General features: G+C 62.3%; 10 protein-coding genes. 3 read left to right on the top strand and 7 right to left on the bottom strand.

Annotated elements, in window-relative coordinates; genetic code table 11:
- Positions 1-933: 933 nt before the first annotated feature.
- Positions 934-1974, bottom strand: coding sequence for an EscU/YscU/HrcU family type III secretion system export apparatus switch protein (locus FJV83_RS30335; protein WP_095774376.1), 1041 nt, complete (start codon positions 1972-1974; stop codon positions 934-936).
- Positions 1975-2059: 85 nt separating this feature from the next.
- On the opposite strand from FJV83_RS30335, the gene FJV83_RS30340 reads away from it, so the two are divergent.
- A complete protein-coding gene (locus FJV83_RS30340; RefSeq protein WP_142887064.1) occupies positions 2060-2863 on the top strand; it encodes a tetratricopeptide repeat protein in 804 nt (267 codons plus the stop codon).
- Positions 2864-3048: 185 nt separating this feature from the next.
- Here FJV83_RS30340 and FJV83_RS30345 read toward each other — a convergent pair whose 3' ends face one another.
- The 6 genes from FJV83_RS30345 to FJV83_RS30375 all read right to left on the bottom strand — a co-directional run bounded on the left by FJV83_RS30345 (position 3049) and on the right by FJV83_RS30375 (position 9135).
- Entirely contained in the window at positions 3049-3444 is a 396-nt protein-coding gene (locus FJV83_RS30345) for a hypothetical protein (RefSeq protein WP_245318210.1), read from the bottom strand.
- Positions 3445-3513: 69 nt separating this feature from the next.
- Positions 3514-4815: a type II and III secretion system protein family protein gene (locus FJV83_RS30350; protein WP_246691935.1), complete on the bottom strand. Its 1302-nt coding sequence runs from the start codon at positions 4813-4815 to the stop codon at positions 3514-3516.
- Between the two features lie 102 nt (positions 4816-4917).
- The gene (gene sctV / locus FJV83_RS30355; RefSeq protein ID WP_142887067.1) at positions 4918-7080 is read right to left on the bottom strand and encodes a type III secretion system export apparatus subunit SctV; all 2163 of its coding nucleotides are present in this window, start codon (positions 7078-7080) and stop codon (positions 4918-4920) included.
- A gap of 325 nt (positions 7081-7405) precedes the next feature.
- Complete coding sequence (locus FJV83_RS30365; RefSeq protein WP_246691936.1) at positions 7406-7783, bottom strand: hypothetical protein; 378 nt, start codon at positions 7781-7783, stop codon at positions 7406-7408.
- 59 nt (positions 7784-7842) lie between these two features.
- The gene (locus FJV83_RS30370) at positions 7843-8835 is read right to left on the bottom strand and encodes an EscD/YscD/HrpQ family type III secretion system periplasmic domain-containing protein (RefSeq protein ID WP_142887068.1); all 993 of its coding nucleotides are present in this window, start codon (positions 8833-8835) and stop codon (positions 7843-7845) included.
- Between the two features lie 114 nt (positions 8836-8949).
- The gene (locus tag FJV83_RS30375; RefSeq protein ID WP_140541216.1) at positions 8950-9135 is read right to left on the bottom strand and encodes a hypothetical protein; all 186 of its coding nucleotides are present in this window, start codon (positions 9133-9135) and stop codon (positions 8950-8952) included.
- Between the two features lie 221 nt (positions 9136-9356).
- On the opposite strand from FJV83_RS30375, the gene FJV83_RS30380 reads away from it, so the two are divergent.
- Together FJV83_RS30380 and FJV83_RS30385 are read left to right on the top strand one after the other, a co-directional pair.
- Positions 9357-10205, top strand: a complete 849-nt coding sequence (locus tag FJV83_RS30380) for a MurR/RpiR family transcriptional regulator (RefSeq protein WP_246688916.1) — start codon at positions 9357-9359, stop codon at positions 10203-10205.
- 76 nt (positions 10206-10281) lie between these two features.
- On the top strand, positions 10282-20853 hold the full coding sequence (locus FJV83_RS30385) for a LysM peptidoglycan-binding domain-containing protein (protein ID WP_142887070.1): 10572 nt from the start codon (positions 10282-10284) through the stop codon (positions 20851-20853).
- Positions 20854-20862: the final 9 nt, after the last annotated feature.

Below are 20862 nucleotides of genomic sequence, written 5' to 3' on the forward strand. Positions count from 1 at the left end.
TTGAACGCTTCATTCGTCCGTCTCCTCGATCAGACGGACTCTACCAAAAACTGGAGGAGATTCAGGGTCTCAGGTCATTGTTTCTATTCGCATGAGCGGCAGGGCGATGTCGCCTGAACCGAGCTTGCGGAGAAATTTCGGGAGCGTCAGGTGGCAAAGAAATCGCGCCGAACCTCATCGAGCGGAATTATAGCCTTACCGTTGTATTGCGCCATGAACAGAAAAGCGGTGTTGAGTGACATTGGTGGTTACGCTTTGAAAAATAGAATGAAACGAGCCACATATCATAGAGGCCGGCAATGTCAGTCTGCCCAACCTAAATGCAGTTTAAATAATGCTGATAAATGATTGACAAGTATATGAAATTTGCCATTGCGCCTATGATGGACTGGACATATAGATAAATGAAATCAGACGTTCACGGGGCAGCGTGTGCAAAAATCGCACACGAAAGTTCTGCTTCTCTTCTTTTTTCGTTCCCACGACGGGAGCCGCCGGTAGCCCTTTTCTGACGTTCTTCTGCCGACGATATTGATCGCTCCAACGCGAATGTTCGCCGGGATATCCGTGAACATCATTGTCCGCCCCGGCGTTCACTTGGCCTGGGGTTCCTGGAAGCTTTTCGAACTTTCTGGGTCGCGCCTCAGCACGAATTGCGGGTACTCATGGACAAAGCGGGACACTAAATTCGGTTTTTTGGGGCGAGTTTGGCCGGCATCGACTTCCTGGCGCGTTTGCCCTACTGATAACGCCGTCAACAGGAATCCAAATGTGAGTGGCAGCTTTGCGCCTCACGCACGAATCCGTTTCGCGGGAGTGCCGCCTAATATCGATGAGGTCGATGATCGAGTCGATAAAGGCCGTGTGGATCGAGCGCTGCCGGTAGTCAGGTCAAGACTGAGTCGACGTTGAGTTTTGCCGGCGAACCCCGCCTCAAGTGAGGCCATGCCGAACGAGATGGCGAACAACCGGCGGAAACATCTGCTGGCCGATATATGATCCCATGTTCGTGTTCTCGAAGAGTGCTTCGGCAAGGGCGTTATCCTCGACCGCCGGAATACCGGCCTGGCGCGCTTGAGCTGTTATCTCGTTAGCAACGCGCCCCTGACCCTTGGCGACAACCGTCGGCACCGGCGTTTCGCCCCTGATGTAACGCAACGCCACGGCCCGGTCGCCGGATACGAAGACGATAACCGCATTTTTCACGCCCAGCTTCGCCGGCCGTATCACGGCTTCGCGCCGCTGCCGCTGCTGTTCATGGCGTATCAAGGGGTCGCCTTCGAGATCCTTGTGTTCACGCTTATACTCGGTTGTTGTCATGCGCATGTCGCGAAGAAACAGCCAGCGTTGAATAGGGACGTCGATCACGCCGATGACGACGAAAGCCAGGCCGGCGGCGATTCCCAGCGGCGTCAGGACTGCTTGGATCACCGGCCCCAGGCATGACGGACCGCAACCCGGCGCATCGAATAGCGGCTGCAGCCATATGATCAGCACAAAGACGAAGAGGCATGCCAGTAGCACCAGTTTGATCAGGCCCTTGGCAAACTCGATGACGTTGCGGAGCGACAGGATCTTCTGCAAGCCCTTGGCTGGATTTATGTGGTCGAACTGCGGTTTGAGCGGCTCGAACGAGAGGACTGGCCCGAACGTCCCCAGCATGCCGAAGACCGCGGTGAGAACGACAACGATGCTGACCAACGGCAGAGTGGCAAGTATCAGCAGCGAGAAGAATTGATGGATGGCGCGCAGGCTGACATCCCCGAACGAACCGCCGGTCACGGTCACGGTCTGCACCAGTTCCGAAAGGTGCCTGAAGAGCATCGGCCAGGAAAAATAGAGATATGCGAGCGCTGCGAAGAAAGTGAAGCCGGAGATAAGGTCGCGGCTCTGCGGAACCTGGCCTTTGCGGCGCGCGTCGCGCAGCTTCTTGTCGGATGCCGGTAGTTTCTTTTCCTCAGCTTCTTCGGCCATGTTGCAATCTTACCGCACTGTTGTGGTTCCAGTCCGCCCATGCGCTGTGTAAGGTGGCGCCGGGCTTGAATACGGAGAGGTGGATATGCGGTTGCATGTCGTATTCTTGCCTGTGGCCCTGGCCCTGGCGCTGTCCGGTTGCCAGACGGCCAAAACAGGCTCGATCGACGCGAAGGCCCAAGGTCCGTCCTCGCAGTCGGATCGGTTGATCAAGCTTGCCGACGATATCGATGCGCGCGGGGAAAGTGATACCGCGATAGCGCTCTATCAGCGTGCGGCAACGATGCCGGACGCCAACGCGGGCGCGTTCGTCAAAACGGGCGACGCCTATATGCGGGCCGGATATCCGGCCGATGCGGCCAAGGCCTATCAGGCCGCGCTCGCAAAAGCTCCCAACGACGGGAAGGCGATGCTCGGCCTTGGCTCGGCGATGATAGAGGCTGGCGACATCGATGCCGGCATGCGCGCGCTCGCGCAGGCAGCGCCTCTGGTCAACACCAGCGCTGCCTATAACCGTCTGGGCGTGGCGCAGACATTCGCCGGCCAGACCGCCGAAGCGCAGACGACTTTCGCCCAGGCGTTGAAACTCGCTCCCGGCGATCTCGACGTGGAGACCAACATGGTATTGGCGGCAGCCCTTGAAGACAATTCCGCGGCGGCACTGCCGCTGGTGCAGAAGATTGCTGCCGCACCCAATGCGCAATTGCACCAGAAGCGCAATGTCGTGATGGTCTATGGACTTCTTGGCCAAGCCGATCAGGTCAAGGGGTCGCCGCCTATCGGTCTGACGACCAAGGAGGTGGCCATCTTGCTGGCGCGTGCCAGGACCATCCGTTCGAAGGGCAGCACGCAGGCCAAGGCCAAAGCGCTCGGCTCCATCCTGGGGTGAAGCAGTTCCAGGAAAAGTGCGGAGCGGTTTTCGGTCCGGAATTGCGTTGAAACAACGAGATGAAGTGGCTCGCCGTTTCCGTGAAACTGTGACCTGTTCCAACGCGTCGGAGCGTAAGACCTGGGCCGATCTCGCACCAAGCTTGACGCCTGGAGCGTTGCTGCGGGCGAGGAGTTGGCAGAGGCTCACTCGACGGACTGCGTCGTCTGCGGCGTCGCCGGCGCAGTTGTGTTGGCTCCGCCTGTCGGAGCCTCCTCGCCATCGAGGTAACGACGGGCCGCGCGCGCCGTCGGCGCCGCAGGCGCGGCTCCCATGCGCCGGCCTTCGACCAGGTCGCGTTGGCTTTCGGCCATGCGCTGCAGATTATAGGCATTAGCGCAGCCGGACGGCAGGTGGAAGCCGACGCCGGAGACGATCGTCAGATTGGTTCTGGCGGCCGAATTGTCATCATCGGCCGGTTCGGCCAGGCATGCGTTGGGAGCCAGAACGGAGCCGCTGACGCCTTTCTCGGAGTCGTCGGTATCGGTCGAAACATAGCTGTAGCCGGGCGAGTAATCCTGCCGCTGTTGCGGACTGCTCATGCAGCCGGCCAGAAACAACGGCGGAAAAACGGAGCTGAAAGCGATGCGCAATATCATGGTCGTTTCTCGCTACTTGATGATCAGACCGGTCGATGACGCGTCGTTGGCGTGCTTGCGACTGAGACGCTTGGCAGCCGGGCGGTCGAGCGGCGTGGCGAGGCTGTCACGCACCGGTGCCACCAGATAGGGCGTGATCAAGATGACAAGTTCGGTTTCTTCGTGCTGGAACCGCTGCGACTGAAAAAGGGGCCCAAGCACGGGCACATCGCCGAGAACCGGAAATTTCTCCAGGTTGCGCGAGGTTCGCTGCTGGAAAAGGCCGGCGATCGCAAAGGTCTGACCGCTTGCCACCTCCACCGTGGTGTCGGCTCGTCGCACCACGAAGCTCGGCATTGCAAAGCCGTTGGCGCTTACGGAGCCGGAATCCGATAAAGAGCTGACCTCCGGCTGGACGTGCAGCGCGATGCGATTGCGGCCGATGAGCGTTGGGGTGAAACCGAGGGACACGCCGAAAGGCTTGTATTGAATGGTGGTGACGTCGGATCCCTGCGCGATAGGCACGGGAATCTCGCCACCTGCCAGAAAGTTCGCCGTCTGTCCGGTCACCGCGGTCAGGTTCGGCTCGGCCAGTATCTTGACGACGCCATTGCGTTGCAGGGCTTCGATGAGGACATCGAAATTGAGGCCGTGCGCCTGGTTGAGGCTCAGACCAAAATTCCCATCGCTGCCCGAAGGCACGCCATTGTCCTGGAACATGTTGAATTCGAAGCCGCCGCTCTTGTAGCCGACGGACCAGTCGACGCCGTATGACTGCAACTCCGTGCGCGAGACTTCGGCAAAGCGGACCCGGATGTTGACCTGCTGCGAGCCCTGCACGGTCATGTTGTTCAGCGGCGGCTGTTCTGGCGGCGAGAACGTTCTTGCGACATTGTCCAGATCCTTTGCCTCGTCGACGCCTCGTGCTTCGCCTGTGATGGCGATGCGGGTTCCGAAAATGTGCAGATTTGTCGCCGACTTCGGCTGCATTGCGTGCTTGGCCTCATTGGCGGGCGTGATGTCGGGCGTGACGCGGAATTGAGCGGTTGCCTCGATCCGCTCATCGGCCGTGACCGCAATGAGATTGGTGAGGCCGGGTTTGAGGCCAAAGACATAGACCAAACTTGGCGATACGACCTGCAGGTCCGCGATCGTTGTGTCCGCGACCAGCACGGATTCGACCGGCTCATTGAACCGCAGCAAGCGTCCTTGCCCGACCGGCAGATCGAGACTTGGCTTGCTCGACAGCGGCGACGCTTTCTGCGCCGCCGCGCCTGCGATCGTGAACAACAAGGCCAGCAAAACGCCAGCCGTCGCGATCGCGAGCCAGCGCATATCCGTCCGCCCAGCTGCGGATCGGACGCTTGCCGCTGTATCGTGGATCGTCATGCCGTTCCTCTCCTGATTCCCCAGATGTCCTCATTCGTCCGGCCGCCGTCATGAGACTGTCTCCTGCGAGGCTTTCGCCTGAGCCGACGGGAGCGCGTGGGCGCGCCCGCCGGCTCTTCCGCTGCGGCCGGTGATCGTGGCCAGCGGCTGGACGTTGAATTCCTGCGCAAGTTCCTGGAAGGACAGGACCGGAAGCTCGATCGCATTGTGCGCGAGCAGGCTGCGCATGTGACGGCGCACGTCCATGGCTGCAAGGACGACCGGCGAGGCGTCGGTGGAATTGTGCGACAGGGCTCGCTCGACTTCGCTTACCAAGGCCTGCGCATCGTCGTCCGAGAGGTTCAGGAACGTGCCTGACGATGTGCTTTGCACCGCGTTTCGCAGAATATCCTCGGCGGAGCGTTGCAGCACATAGGCTGCGATGATGTTGTTGCGGCCGGCGGAACGGAAGCTGATCTGGCGCTTCAGGGACGTGCGGACATACTCCGTCAACAGGACAACGTCCTGTTCGCGTTGACCCCATTCGATCAGCGCTTCGAGGATGAGGCGCAGATTGCGGATCGGCACGTTTTCGCCGACAAGCCGGCGAAGCACTTCCGCGATTTTCTGCAGCGGCACGATCTCCTGCGCCTGTCGGACAAGATCCGCATAGTCCGGCTCCATGTCCGACAGAAGCCTGCGCGTCTCCTGGATCCCGACGAAATGTCCCGCATACAGCCGGAGTGCATTTGCGGTCCATCTGGCCGCGGTTTCGGCGGGTGTGGCGAAAGCGAAGCCCGCTTCTTTCAGTATCGATATTTGGCTGTCATCGACCCACGCGAACCTGCGCTGGCCGGCGATTGAAGCAGCTTTTTCGTAAGTCAACTCGAGCAGATCGAGATGCGTTGGGTCGGCTTCGACGAGAACACGTCCGGCAGGGATTTCGGCGTCCAGGATGGGCGCGCCTTCCAGATCGATGCGGATGCTTCGCGGGGAGAGCATCTCGTCGGCCTGCATGCCGATGACCGGCACGTCGACACCGAGATCGCCGAAGAGTTCGCGGCGAACGCCGTCGGCAAGCGCAGCAAATTCGGGCTCTGGAACCGCCGCCGCGAGTTCGGCTCCGAAGCGCACGACGACGCGGTAGGAAGCAGTCAGCGTTCCGGTGGAGATTGCTGAAAGCGAAGCCGAACCACCGCGTTGTTCCTGCGCCGCGATCTGGCCGATGTCCTGGGGTTCGGAAACACCGGCGTCGCGGCGATTGATTGCATAGGCGCCCGCGCCGAAGCAGGCGCCAAGGGCCAGGAACACGATAAAGGGGAAACCTGGCACCATGGCAAGGCCAACCATGATCACCGCCGCGAGGGCCAGTGCTCGCGAGTCCCTGAGGAGCTGGCTGGTTATCTGCCGGCCAAGGTCGCCCGTTCCGTCCGCGCTGCCGACGCGAGTCACCATCGTGCCGGCGGCGATCGCGACCAGCAGCGCCGGGATCTGGGCCACCAGCCCGTCGCCCACGGTGAGCAACGAATAGGTCGCGGCCGCGTCCCCCAGCGACATGTCGTGCTGCAGCGTGCCGACGGCGAAACCGCCGATCAGGTTGACCAGGATGATGACTATGCCGGCAATGACATCGCCCTTGACGAATTTCATGGCGCCGTCCATCGCGCCGAACAGCTGGCTCTCGCGCTCCAACTGCTGGCGCAGGCGGCGTGCTTCAGCTTGATCGATATCGCCGTTGCGCAGCTCGGCATCGATGCTCATCTGCTTGCCCGGCAGCGCATCGAGCGTGAAGCGCGCGGCCACTTCGGCGACGCGTTCCGCACCCCGTGCGACCACGATGAACTGCGCGACGGTAATGATGAGGAAGATGACCAGCCCGACCGCGATGCTGCCGCCGACGACGAAGGTGCCGAAGGCGGTGATGATCTCGCCGGCGTCGGCCTGCAGCAGGATCAACCGAGTTGTCGTGATCGTGATCGCCAGCCGGAACAAGGTGGCGATGAGGATGACCGACGGCAACGACGAAAACTGAAGCGGGTGAGAAACGTAAAACGACGCCAGTAGGATGAGCACGCTAATGGCGATATTTGCGGTGATGAGGAAGTCAACGAGAAAGGTCGGCAGGGGAATGAGCATCATCACCACTGCAACCAGCATCAGGACGGCGATGATCAGGTCGCTGCGGCGTGACAGCCTGGCAAGGAATTGCAGAAGTCGCTCCGACGCGGTCATCAGGCAGCCCGATGCGACAGGAAGCTGAGCAACGCGCTGTGCGCCTCGCTTTTGCGCCCGGCAACGAGCAGGGCCCGACTCTTCAGCAGTGCAAGCACCGGGTGGTCCATTCCTTCCAAAGTCTCCAGCCTGGCAATCGTCGAAAGCGCCTTTTCGGCCTCGCCATCCAGTATGAGCAGGTGCGCCAGTGTCCTGAGAACGCCGGCATTTCCCGGCGAGAGCTGCGCGGCGATAAGCAGGTACGCCGCGCCCCGCTTGGCCTGCCCATGACAACCGTGGAGATAGCCCAGGACATGCAGCAGATGGACGGTGTCATGCGGGTCGGTCAGATTTCGATTCCTTCCTGCATGCGGCCAAGCAGGTCGCGATGACGTTCGATTTCATCCTCGATCAGCGTTCTGGCGAGCGTCTTGAGTTGCTCGCCGCCCTCAAGGTCTGGGACCAGGTTCGCTATGAAATGCTGCAGAATAGGCACCGAGCGGCGCAAGATGGCCGGCTCCGGAATGGCGGGCATGACGAAGTTGCTGAGTATTTCATCCAGCGATTCGCCGGCGGCCTCTCCAGAGGCCTGGAATTCCGCCGTCTCAGGCCTCTCGGCGGCAGCGGCCGATTTCGTCCCCGGAGCACCCTTCGCGGCTTTGTCGGCGCCATTCATCCGTCGCCGGCTGATCGTTTGACCGCGCACGCCTTCGGCCTGATGCACGTCGCGGCCGGCAGTCTCCATCCTCGCCGAATCGAGGCGCGGCCCTTCGAGCCGGCGGTTCACGGATATTTCAGCGCGACCGTGGCGCCGCCCTTGGTCAGCAGAAGTTCCGTCTCGCCGATATGTTTGATGGTCCAGCCGTCATCGGTGAATGCGCCTTCGTGATAGCGTGCGCCGTCGGCTGCGATGACGTAGGGCCGGTCGCCATACCAGATCGCCTGCAGCATCAGGCGCGGCGCCTGCACTGCGTTGCCGGTCATGACGTTGGACACGAGAGTAACTTGACCGCCGAAGGTCTGGTCGAACCAGGATTGGGTCTCGGTCCAGACGCCGCTCTTGTCATCTGGGATCACGCCGGAAACCACGAGGCGCCCGGGCGATCGCTGGACGGTGACGGTGCTTATGCCGGACTGATCGAGACGTTGTTTGAGCTGGCTTTCCGCATCGGCGACTGTTTGAATCTGCGCCGGCGATGAATCGTCCAGCACTTCCTGCCCGCGCTCACCGGCGAACGCCATTCTGACCGGTTGATCGTCCCGAGAAGATGCCTGTGAGCCAATGTCTGACTTGGCGAGCGAGAACCCGTTGGCAGCGACAGAAACGGCAAGGAGAACGCTGCCGGCAACCAACATGGAGCGGTTGCCGAGCGACCACCGGCTCGATGGGCGTTCCGGATTGACCAGCCGGATTCGGGCGTCACCGATACCGATGACGAACGGCAACCTGCAGCGACTGCCCTGTCCTTGACGAATGATTTCGCCTGTGAGGAGTGCAACATCGCCGCCGACGGCTTCGATTTCAAACTGGTTGCCCTTGCGCCGCAGCCTGGCGTGGATTGGAGCGATGCCGGCATCCCTGAGGACGATGTCAGATTCGGTGCTGGAGCCGATCGTATACAGCGCCTCAACCAGACTGAGTTCAGCGCCGGCATGAAAACCGTGGGTTACGCTGAGCGCGATGGACTGTGCGGATGACGGCGACGGGGCGATAATCGATCGCAGCCGACGCGCCGGCACAGCGTCCAGATATCTGCCGATAGGACTAGCGGTCATGCCACTTCATCTCCCGCCGATGGCGATTTCAAATGCAGCCGGACGATGGGCTTCCGCCATGCAACTGCGCCGCCGGTTGCTGTCGGCGGCGCATAGATTTGAGCATGCTTCGCGTCAGGCCTTCTCAGCCGACTCGCCGAGCGTCTTGGCGGTGCTCATCAGCATGTCATGCTGTGATTTCGCGATATCTTTCGTGATCTCCAGGTTAAACATGCGTTCCTGTTGCTTGATCATCTTGTCCAGGTTTTGTTCCGGTGACCCTGCAGAACCGGATGTAATGGGAGGGGTGGCAGCCATCATTGTCTCCTTGAGGGGCTGTTCAGGTTGCAAGCCCAGGCTCGTGCATGCGGTCCAGGACCTTGCAGTCGCAATCTAGGGCAGGGCGATCGAAAATGAAAGTCCGTTTGGAATATGTGAGCCATTTTTGTTCCAACTGTTGCGTTCGAGGCGTTCGCGGAGTAGCCTGAGCGATGGGGTGAATGGGGTGATTGGGAATGGAAAAAGGTCCTTTGGCGGAGCTGTTGGCCGAACGGTTTGAGACTATGCCGCCGCAACTGCGGATCGCGGCGCGTTTTGTGCTGGATCATCCCAAGGATGTGGCGCTGATGTCGATGCGCGAGCAGGCCCAGCAGGCCGGTGTTTCGCACAGTACGATGATGCGATTGGCGCGGTGGCTCGGCCTTGAAGGCTATGAGGACATGCGCAGCCTTTATGCGCGCGCGCTGCGCGAGACGACAGGAGGATTGCCGGCACGACAGGGCATCGAACGGGACGGCGGTTCGGGATTCTCGACGGTCGGCGTCGTTGCCGACGCCCTCGCCGCGCAGGTCTCAAGTCTTGGCGAATACGGTAGCGCCATGCAATTCATCGCAGCCGCCGACCTCGTTGCGGGATCGCGCAATCTTTTCGGCCTCGGCCTACGCTCGGCTTATCCGGTCACGAGCCATTTCGTTGACATCATGTCGTTCGCAGATAGCGGCGGCCGCAAGGTGATGCTGGTCGGCGAGATGGCCGGACAAGGTCTGGAGGCCCTTCAGCACGCGGGACGCGGCGACGTGCTCCTTGCCGTCGGCATGTCGCCGTACGAGCGCACGACGATAGAGGTGGCGCGCCAGTCGGCCCGGCAGGGCGTCGGCGTGGTGGCGATCACCGACAGCAGCGTGTCGCCGCTGACCCGGATTGCGCGGGAAGCGATCATCGTCACCTCCAATTCGCAATCATTCTTCCGAAGCATGGCGCCGGCATTCGCCGCCGTCGAAATCCTGGCGGCGCTGACGGCGGCGCGCTCCGGAATGGATGCCGCGGAGCGCGTGAAACAGTCGGAAGAACAGCTTGCTGCTTTCGGCATCTATTGGAAGCCCCCTCGATAATAGCGGAAGACTGCGATCGGGGCGGGTGTGACGGCGGCCGGGCTGCCGGCAACAGTGATTTCCGGAGGTCGTCCAGATGGTTCGCCCGATAACGCTCACCAAGCCGCCCCTCCAGACACAGAAGGTCAATGCCAACGCGGATGCCGCCCAGGTAGCACGGCTGGAGGCGCAGGCGGCGGCACTGCGCGATCAGATCAGGCTCGCCAACAGAATGGGCGAGCGCGATTGGGCGGCACAGGCTCGCCAGGAACTGGCGCATGTAAACACGCAATTGAGTTCCCTTCAGCCGAAGCCGGCAACGGCACCGGCGACACCGGGCGTCAATGTTGCGAACGCCGGCAATGGCACATCCGGCAATGGCACGACGGTGACGCCGGCACTCTACGTGAACACCAATCTCGCGACGCCGGTCGTGACTCTGGTGGACCTCGATGGGAGTCCGACCAGGGACGATCCCGCAGCAGCAAACACCGCCCGCGATATCGTCAACGACGTCACCGGAGGCAAAAGCATCGACCAGATCGCGTCTGACCGCCATATGACACGCGAGCAGGTTATCGCCGCGCTCAGGTCCGGCGGGATGACCGTGTCGGATGGAAGCGCGCCGAACGGCGACACGCAGACGACGAAAATCACGGATGCCAGCGGCCGCACCGTCACGCAATTTTATGATTACCAGCACGACAGCTATTATGCGACCGTCCAGGAACAGCCCGGCGGCGCGACGACCACCTCGCCGGTCCGGGATGGGCTCGGACGCAAGGAAACCACCAGCTACAATTCAGACACCGGCGCCCTAACGACGCGCTATGAGGACGACCTCGGGACCGGAACCGTTACCGAGCGGACGTCGCTGCCCAATGGAGCGTCGGTGGAAACCGTGACGCCGGGCGCCGGTCCTTCTCTTCCCGTGACCACGGTCACAGGTCCGGACGGCCGCAAAACCATATTGGCGCCCGCCCAGGATCCAGGCGGATCCGACACGCCGAACATCAGGCAAGGCCTTGCCGACGGAAAAAGCATCGACCAGATCGCAAAGGAAAATGGCCTCACCGACCAACAGGTGATCGCCGAGATTGAAGGCGCCGGCTATCAGGTCAAGGCCACAGACAGCAGCGACGCGCAGTCGGTCGAGATCGTCGATCCGCGCAGCGGCGACAAGACCGTCTACTCCCACGACTATCAGCACGACGTACGCACCGTCACCACCACGGCTGACGGCAAGCAAACCTCGCAATCCGTCGATGGTAACGGAACCGAGACCAAGACCGTCACCGACAAGGACGGCCGGGTGACGACGACGATCACCGAGAAGATCAATGGCGGCAAGCCTGTCGAATACGAGGTCAAGGCGGGCGACAACCTGACCCTTATCGCGCAGCAATATGGCGTGACGCTGGATGATCTCAGGCGCGCGAATCCGGAGCTTTTCAGCTCGCACCGCGATCCGGACATCATCGACACCGGAGAAAAGGTCACCATCGATAACGGTACGCGCACGACGGTGAAGGTTACCTTCAACGGCTATACCCTGACCACCAAGCCCGATGGCAGCTCGACGTTGCACAACAACACCACCGGCACCGACCTGCAGATCGAGGCAGGAAGCACGGAGGAATCGCTGGCCAAGACACTGCTGGCGGCAAACCCCAACAGCAGCGATGCCAAGGAGGCAAAAGAAAGCCAGGTCGTGAAGACCTTCGTCGAGGGGTTGTTGGCCGGGGAGACCTTGCCCAGCCTGATCGCCGCCGCGCAAAAAGCCGGACATGACAAACAGGACCTGATCGACAAATACCACCTGGGTACGCCCGTCACGCCCAAGCTTGACGGACAGAACAGGGTTGTCGATCCACTCGGCGACCCACCGCAGGGCAACGCGCCCTCCGGCGGAAAGTGGATGCCGATGAAGATGGACGGCGTCTGGACCTGGGTCGATCCCCAGGTTGCTCAGGCCATCATCGACGAGAACATCGCGCTGTCGCGCGTCACCGAGACGCGGGCTCTGGCGGGCCAGGAGCAGGAGCAGCTCAACGTCGATATGCTCGATCCCGCCTACAAGGATGGCGTCGGTGGCGCGCAGACCATCCTGAATAAGACGTTGGCGCCGCACGGCCTGCAATGGAACGCTCAGAAACCGAAAGGCACGCTTGCCGATGCGCGCGAGCGGCTGACCAAGGCCAACACCTTGCTGCAGAACGCGCGGGATGCCCGCGGCGAATATGAGAACGCCGGGCGCGTCCTTAAGGACGCCATCGCCGGGCAGGGTCCGCTAACCCCGCTGGGCGATCCGAACGCGCCGGCAGTCAGCGCGCGGGGCACTCCCGACCTTCATCCGCAACGCGATCAAAGCGTCGCCGACCACTCTGCCGTCGACAAGCTGTTTTCCGAGGTCGGCCTGCATCTGAGCAAGGGCGACAAGCTCACCGTCGACTTCCTGGTAGGGCAGGCCGAGCTCAACGGCGTTCCCAAGGACTCGAAGGAATACAAGGAGCTCACGAGCCTACAGACGACGGCAGGCAGCCAACTCGAACTGGCTCAGGCCTACCAGAACTATTTCGACGCCCATGCCGACGCAACCAAGGTCAATGCGCGGCAGACGGATCTTGAGCAGAAGCTGTCCAACGAGTATCTTGGCGAGCAGAAGTTTAATTTTGACGAGAAGTACAATCGCATCAGCGGCGATTACCTCGGGCACTACAAGAGCTCGACACTGGAGATCCGTGACGGCCAGCTCTGGGTGGTCAACCATTTCGACGAGGGAACCACCGAACAGCAGCTGACCTACAGCCTGACCGACAAGAATGTCCGGGACGAATATCGCGATCGCCAACTCAACAAGGACTGGCAGACGCTTCTGGCCGGCTACGATGCCAACGCAAAAGTCTGCACGGCAAATGGTCTGCAATCGGTAAAGGCCAGCGAGGAACAGGCGGCAAAGAGCCTGAACGACGTCCTCGACAAGCAACTCGGCAACAGCATTGCCGACCTCAAGACCCAACTGCCGACGCTGCAGACCAATTTCGACAATGCGCTGACGAACCACAAACCAGGAACGGTCGATGCTCCCGCGGGCACGCTACCCGATGGCGCGCAGCCGGTCGAGATCGATGTCGGCGGGCAGAAGATCAAGGTGGCGCCCGACGTTGCCCAAAACTACGCCAAGACGGGGATCGATGCGCTGACCAAGGGCGGGAAGGCGGTTTGGATCGATCTTGACACGGAAGATGACGATACCAGCGGTCGCTGGGTCGACCCCGAAGTCGCGGTCGCCAGGCTCAAGCTGGGTGCCGTCAGGCTTCAGATATCGCAGGCCGAGGATCTGCGCAGGGTGGTGCAAGGCTTCAGCGACTATCATGAGCTTCGGCTCAGCGAGCCTTCGCTGCTGGTGGATGACAACACCACGGTCGACAAGACCTATCTGGACAAGCATGAGCCGCAGGCGCTCGACGGCATGTATCAGCCGAGGTTCCAGCAGTTGCTCGCCAACGGCTACGACAACGAGTTCAGGCAACAGCCGGGCGCGGCCCTTGATGAAACGGTCGCCAAGAAGCTCGGCCTGGACAGTTCGACCGATGATGGGCGCGACGCGATAGACAATGTGACGGACGAGATCCGCGATATCGGCGGCAACAATCCGTATGTGCGCAGCGTGCCGATCTTCTATGTCGACGACCAGGTCGGAACGCAGCAGGTTACTCTCTTTGCGGTGCGCGACGGGGACGGCAACACCCGATATGTCGATGCCACTGGCAAGAAGTTCGATGACCTTGGTGATTTCCAGGACAACAACAGTCAGTTTGGCGAGAACGGCAAGCTTGTCGTTCCCAAAAACCTGGAGATGAAGGCCGGCGCCGACGGCAAGATCGCGCTTGAGGTGGTGAAAGCGCGAAACGTCTCGGTCTGGGATAAGGTCGTCGATCCGCTGGTTGGCATCGGTACCGGCATTGCCACCATCCTGTCATTCACGCCAGCGGCGCCGGTCGCCGCGCCGCTGGCCTATACGGGCGCGGCCTATCTCGGAGCCAGAGCCGTTATAAACGAGGCCAACCACCTGGATCACGGTGGCGAGTGGTACGACACCGAATCGCTCACGAATATCGCAAGCGCCGCGACAACAGTTCTGCCCGTGGCCTCCAGCGGCCTGCGCACCATCGGCATGGCGGCGAAGAGCGAGTCATTGCTGGCAGGCCTTGCTGCCAGCCCCCGCGCCTTCGCCGGAAGCATAGGCGCGACACGGTCGAACTGGGCGTTGGCGTCAGAAACCCGCACCTACATGCAATCGACCGCCAAACTGAACAAGACGGCGTGGGGGCTGGACGTCGGCTCGGTGATTGTCGGCACACCTTTGCTGGCGACATCCGCGTACGATCTCGCCGCCAACGGGGACCAGATGAACGGTCTCCAGCTTGCCAACGCGCTGACGGGTCTTGGCACTGGCGTCACCGGCACGGGGCTCGGCATCCACGGTCTGCGCACCATGCGGCCAGGAACGGGAACACAGGCGAGCTCCAACGGCCCCGGCGCCAACCCGCCGCCGGGCAATGGCGGTCCGCATCAGCAGCCGCCCGGTGGCAAGCAACCGCCCGGCGGCAAGGGACCGAGGCAGTCGCCGCCGGCGCTTGGCCCCGGCTCCTCCGGACGCCCGATGAATATCTATGAAATGGGCGCCGATGGCGTTTACCGGCCGACGGGAGAGCAGGTCTTCCATGACCCCAGCCACCCGGTGATCCCGGGAGAAGCGATCAAGGGCGATGACGCCGGCGGCAATGATCCGACGGTACTGACGGGCCGCGATTCTGATGGCTCGACTGCCCAAGGCACACCGCATCCCGCTGATGGCGACCCCATCGTGGTGCCAGGTGAGCCGACAGGAAAAGACGGACCGGTACGCCTGGTCTGGGATCCGCAGACACGCAGCTTTGCCGGCATGCCCGAACGCGACACGAGCGGCTACGTCTACACCAGCGGCAAGGATCCGAAGACGTCCTCGGCCTATCTCGACGGCCTGAGCGCCGAGCAGCTGGTGGCTCGCTACGAGCAGGAGAAAAGCTATTATTCCAGCGCCGAGATGGCCGAGCGCTACGGCCCGGACGGCGTCCAGGTTCCACGCATGCCGCTTCGTGACGTACTGCCGGACTTCCGCGCCGGCCTCACCTTCCGGGTCCGGTTGAACACCGGCGACGCATTCGGGATAGGCTCGCCGACAATTGCGGCCGTTGGCTTCGGTGTCGGAACCAAGACCGATTTCGGCATGATCGGGTGGTCGATCGTCGACAGCGTCAGCCAACGCAGCCTGACGCCGTTCAAGGACGCGCTCGGCACCCAGGGCGTCGTATCCTACCGGGCACGCGAATACAGGAATATCACAAGCCTCCAGGCCGGCGTGTGGCCGGTGTCCAACCAGACGGCCTTCCCGGTTCGCAGCAGCGATCTGTCGGCGGCGGCGAGCAAGGCGATATTCCACGATGCCAGCGGCTATGAGGCCAATCCGGTCGATGCCGCTATCGTCGGGGTGACACCCGACGGCGAAGGCACTGTGATCGAGATGATCTACACGCCTTCGCTGACTGGCAAGGAGGCTACCCTCGCGCCCGGCCAGCATGATTTCTTTGGGGTGCCGGCGGAAAACAGCTCCGGCCATGTCACGCTGCAAGGCGCGCTTCCGTTCGATCGTGTCATGACCGAGACCAAGGCCGGCATGCGCCTGCCGATCGTAGCCAATCACGTCGCGGCGGTGGGCGAGATGCCGCGCGTCGGCTTCGAGAGGCGCCCGGAACTGTCTGTCAAGGACACGTTGCAGCCGGGCGACATAGTGTCGACGCAGGCATTCGACCAGATCCAGTCCGCGCTCGGCTCGACAAGCCTGAAGATCCAGTTCGCGGTCAAGGACCCGGCGAAGGCGTCCGAACTGATCGCAGCCATCGGCCGGGGCGATGGCATCCGCTCGATCCGTGACCTCGTCAAGGCCGGTCAGATCGATCCGTCGAACACGGTTTCTCTGGTCGATGAGCCGACGCTGAGCGGATTGCGTCTTTCGGCAGTGCCGGGCAAGGCGGCCAGGGCAGACATCGTTTTGCTGACCGGCGAGAAGGCTCGCGTTGTAAATCCCGAGGCGATGCTGGTCGACGTCATCTTCAACGATCACAACAACCTGCCGGGCGTGCTGGGTTTCAATCCCGACCGGATGGTCACGTCCGCGACCTACAAGGTGAAATCGACAGTACAATCATGGCTTCCGGCACGCTTCCAACCCGACGGACCGCCTCAGTCCCGGTACATGCCGAGCGCCGGCAACATCTACAAGAACCTCTACGGTTCGCATGGCAGCCCGGCCACGCGCTACACGGTTTCACTGTCGACGCATCCTCTGCCCGCGGGTGCGCTGACTTTCAGCGCCGAGGTGAGGGTCCAGTACAAGTCCAAGGCGGCCAGCATGGCTCCTTCGATCGCCAAGAACGAAACCGCGACACTGACCTTCGATCGCGCCGACGGGCAAACCGAGGAACTGACGGTCCCGGCCTGGCTTGCCCATGCCGTGGAAACCTCGCATGACGGCGCGGCGACAGGCATCCCGAAGGGCGGCAAAGCCTCCCTGGAGCAGTTCCTCGGCGGACTGGAAAAAAACGCAAGACCTGATCAGCGCGCCGCGATCGAGCAGTTCCGGACTGAATTCGGCCCGTCGATCGTCGATGGCGGCTTCATGCGCCAGAACGTTGCCGACGGTGTGCTGACGTTCCTCTCCTCGCAGGTGGGCAGCCGCCGAAACGGCCCGATTCAGATCAGGGACGAGCACGGGCAGTCCGTGACGGCAACCCGTTATGGACCGCTGCCGAAGAGCGCGGAGAATGTCTATGTGCCACCCGCCGACGGACCACCGGCGCGTGGCGACGAACCGGAGTTGATGCACAAGTCGCATATTTTGTTCCGCGATCCGGAGACCGGAGAAGCATACGTCCTGCCATGGATGCGCGGCGCCTCCGAGGACCATGTTCCGGGCAGTCGGCCGGAGGGCGAGGCCGTGCCGCCGGCGGCAACGCCGGTCAGGAAGGCGATCGAGGCGGCGCCTCCAACGACCTATTCGCTGCAACAGGTCCGCAACATGCGGCAGCCCGAGAAATGGAAGGCCGGCGAGATCTATACGCGCGAACTCAATGGGTCGCCTGGAGAAGCGCATTTTCCGGTCGATGCCAACCCGGGTGGAGCCCACCCCGTCTCAGGCGCGGGTGGCCGGTATGTGGATGCGCCCGTCTTCAAGAGCGACGACGTGATCGAAGCCATCGAGGTCAAGACCTACCATCGCTGGACGACGATCAACGGTGTCGCGCAGATGCGCGAAGTGCCGCTCACGCCGAAATTGCAGGAGCAGATCAACAAGGATGTGGCGCTGCGGAATGAGAACCCGGGCTATCAACCGCGCTGGGTTTTCCTTGACGCGCCGCCTTCGCCCGAGTTGCAAGGGGCGCTCGATGATGCCGGGATCGTCGGCAACATCTTCGGACACAACAAACCTGCCGCTGCAACTTCACCATCCCAGTCCGCGGCGACCAAAAGCAGTTCGGGCCGAACTATCCAGCTCGAAGACGAGAGCGGCAAGGTGATCACGGCGGCGATGCTGGGCACCGAGCCAAGGGGACCGGAACGGGTCTATGTTCCGCCTTCCGACGGTCCACGGGCGTGGGGCGACGCCCCGGAGCTAGCGGACAAGACGCACATACTGGTGTACGACCCCAGTACGGGCGAAGCTGTGGTGCTGCCCTGGATACGCGGTGCTTCCGACGAACACGTGCCGGGAAGCCTGGATCGTCCGGAAGAGGGCGATCAGCCCGCTGGTGTAGACGAAGGAGCAAGCAATGCCGACCGACCGTTTCGCGGCAATGTCGGCCCCTATGTTTTCCGCGCCGACACGCGCTCGCCGGGCGAGATCAGGGACGCGGGAGGCTTCTCGCCGCCGCTGCCGACAGGGATCTGGGTGGACAACCCGCAAGGCATCGCGCTGAGCAATTATGTCATGGGCAATACCCATGGCCGTTTCGTTGGCACGAGCCAGTCGGTCTCAGGGGCGAAGGCCTTCGTCTCGGAGGAGTCGCGGGCCGCGCGCCAGCAAGGCTACACCTATCTCTACACATTGAATCCGAGCCGGCCGCGCCTCCACGTACCGACCGAGTTCGAGGAGATGGGCCGGCCTGTCGGCGACAGGATGGCCCGTGTCGACGAGACCGCAGTCGACGGCAGCATACCGTGGGGCGAGGTCCATGGTTGGCGGATGATGGGCCCAGACGGCACCTTCGTCAGCGGATTTACCCGCAACGAGGATGCCGTTGCTCCAGGCGCATCGACGCCGAAACGCCCGCAGATCATCTTGCGGCCAGCCGACGAATTCTGGGATGTCGGCGCTCCGACGGAGGCGCCGGTAACCGAAGCGGTGGTCGACGAGACGCCATCCGTGACGGCCAACGAAACGCCGCAGGTGGTGGACACTTCGGCCGAAACGTCCTCGCCGAGCGTCACTTGGCCGCCCGCGTCCGACGACGGCAGTGCGGTTTTTGACCCGGCAAGCGGAAGGATCGTCAGCCTTGAGCTTCCGGCGAGTTCCGCAGCGCAACCGGGACATGCCCAACCGGTACGGGCGCCGACCGGGCCGGAAGTCAGGGCATTTTCCACCGATCAGATTTCAGGGCTGACCGGCGCGCAGTTGCACGCCATCAAGCCGGAGCACATCGCCAAGCTGACGCCCGAGCAGGTTGCCACACTGAGCCCAGAGCAGATCGGGCAACTGACGATTGATCAACTTGCGGCGCTGCGGCCGAAGCAGTTGCGGGCGCTGAGCAGCGAACAGCTCCAGGCGATCAGGCCAAGCAGATTACAGGCCATCGCGCCTGGCCGCATCAGCGGCTTGCGACCGGATCAGGTTGCCGCCTTCTCGCCCGAGCAGCTCGCTGCCTTGACCTTGGAGCAAGTGCGCAAGCTGACGCCTGACCAGATCGCCAAGCTCAGCGATGAGCAGCGCAACGCCTTTACGTCGGAACAGTTCGCGGCCATGAGACCTGCCCAGTTCGGCCATCTCGATGGGACGCAGTTCGCGGCGTTCAATCCCGACCTTGTCGCGGCACGCAATCCCGCGACAACGGCAAAGCTGTCGCCGGACCATATATCGGCGCTGACGCGTGAGCAGCTAGGGGCCCTGACCGTTCATCAGATCGAGGCGCTGACCAGGCAACAGATCGGCGCCCTGACGCCGAAGCAGCTTGGCGAACTGAGCCCCGGCCAGTTGCGCAAGTTCACGCCCACGCAGTTTACCTGGATGTCGACGGAGCAGACGAATGCGCTTTCCGTGCTGCAGCTGACAACCTTTCGGGCTACCCATAAAAAGGCGCTGACGCCGGATCAGGCGGCCGGCGTCGATCTGGCGCTGAGCCACGCCAGGATGCGCGAAAACGCTCAGGCTCTCGCCACCTTTGGCGGCATGTCGACCACATCCTACGTGCTGTGGAGCTCGTTGCCTCCGACCTGGACCGCCACCGCCGGAGCGGTTGCGTTTGGCGTGCGGGGCTTCGTGTTCGGCACGCAGGCGATCTTTCCCAACGCGACGGCAAGCCACAGGCCGTTCGGGCGGTTCCTCAATGCGCTTGGCGGCGCCACGTTCATTGCCGCGGCGCCAGGGGCCGCGACCGGAATGGTCCAGGGCAAGGATCTTGTCGTCAACAGCACGTTCTCGCTCGGCAACGTCGTCTATGGCACGAAGTCAATGCTGCAGTCGTTCACCGGCAGGCCGGTGATCCGGAACCTGGCCGAGCATCTGGCTGGCCCCGGTTATGTGCTCGGCTGCGCTGTCTATACACTGCACTCCTGGCCGGCGCCGATCGCCACGGTCGCCGGCACCATGTTCATGTTCGGCTGCGCGGAGTTCTGGGCGTCGGCGATAAGGACGGACCGGATGAACCGCCGTTCGGTGCCGCGAACCGATGCCGATATCGCGGCCGCTGCGAAGTCCGACAAGAAATGGGCTGCATGGGATCGCTGGACACTGGGCATCACTTTCGGCATCGGAATGCTTCTCTTCTCACTGGACTCGCTGCTCGCCCAACCTTGGGACCCCAAGACGGTCGTCCCGCCCGATCCGAACAAGCCGGATGGCGATGCGTCCTCCCAGCAGCCCGACGATCACCCGGATGTCCCAGACGAACCGAAGACCCCGCCCGAACATTTCCCGCAACTTGTGGTGTCGGCGGACGATGGCCTGAATTTGCGGAGCCAGCCCGAGGGCGACGCCGCCGTGGTGACGGTGCTGCGACCCGGCTCATTCGTCGAACAGACCGCGAGGCCTTCGACCGACCCGTCGGGAAAGGCCTGGATAGCCGTCGAAGGTTTCGGAACGGATGGCAAAATGCACAGCGGCTGGGCTTCCGGCAATTATGTCGAGGTTCATCCCGAAGGCAGCAGCAATCCGCAGGGCCGCACGAACCCGACACTGGAGCAGGACGGCTATCAGTGGGTCGAGGTCAGGAACGGTGACAGCATCCGCCTGATCGCCAAGGCGCATTCAGCCGATGTTGCCGATACGATGGTGCTGAACATGGATCATATTCTAAGCCCGGATATGATTTTCTCCGGCGACCGCATCTACCTGCCGATTGCGGCGGTTGGCTGAGACGGCGCG

This window comes from Mesorhizobium sp. WSM4307 (assembly GCF_007003945.1).
Taxonomy (GTDB): Bacteria; Pseudomonadota; Alphaproteobacteria; order Rhizobiales; family Rhizobiaceae; genus Mesorhizobium.

Excerpts from the sequence above, each read along its gene's own strand:
- FJV83_RS30350 (WP_246691935.1), bottom strand. The coding sequence starts at position 4,815 with ATGCGCTGGCTCGCGATCGCGACGGCTGGCGTTTTGCTGGCCTTGTTG.
- FJV83_RS30340 (WP_142887064.1), top strand. The coding sequence starts at position 2,060 with ATGCGGTTGCATGTCGTATTCTTGCCTGTGGCCCTGGCCCTGGCGCTG.
- FJV83_RS30335 (WP_095774376.1), bottom strand. The coding sequence starts at position 1,974 with ATGGCCGAAGAAGCTGAGGAAAAGAAACTACCGGCATCCGACAAGAAG.
- FJV83_RS30385 (WP_142887070.1), top strand. The coding sequence starts at position 10,282 with ATGGTTCGCCCGATAACGCTCACCAAGCCGCCCCTCCAGACACAGAAG.
- FJV83_RS30370 (WP_142887068.1), bottom strand. The coding sequence starts at position 8,835 with ATGACCGCTAGTCCTATCGGCAGATATCTGGACGCTGTGCCGGCGCGT.
- FJV83_RS30375 (WP_140541216.1), bottom strand. The coding sequence starts at position 9,135 with ATGATGGCTGCCACCCCTCCCATTACATCCGGTTCTGCAGGGTCACCG.
- FJV83_RS30345 (WP_245318210.1), bottom strand. The coding sequence starts at position 3,444 with ATGAGCAGTCCGCAACAGCGGCAGGATTACTCGCCCGGCTACAGCTAT.
- sctV (WP_142887067.1), bottom strand. The coding sequence starts at position 7,080 with ATGACCGCGTCGGAGCGACTTCTGCAATTCCTTGCCAGGCTGTCACGC.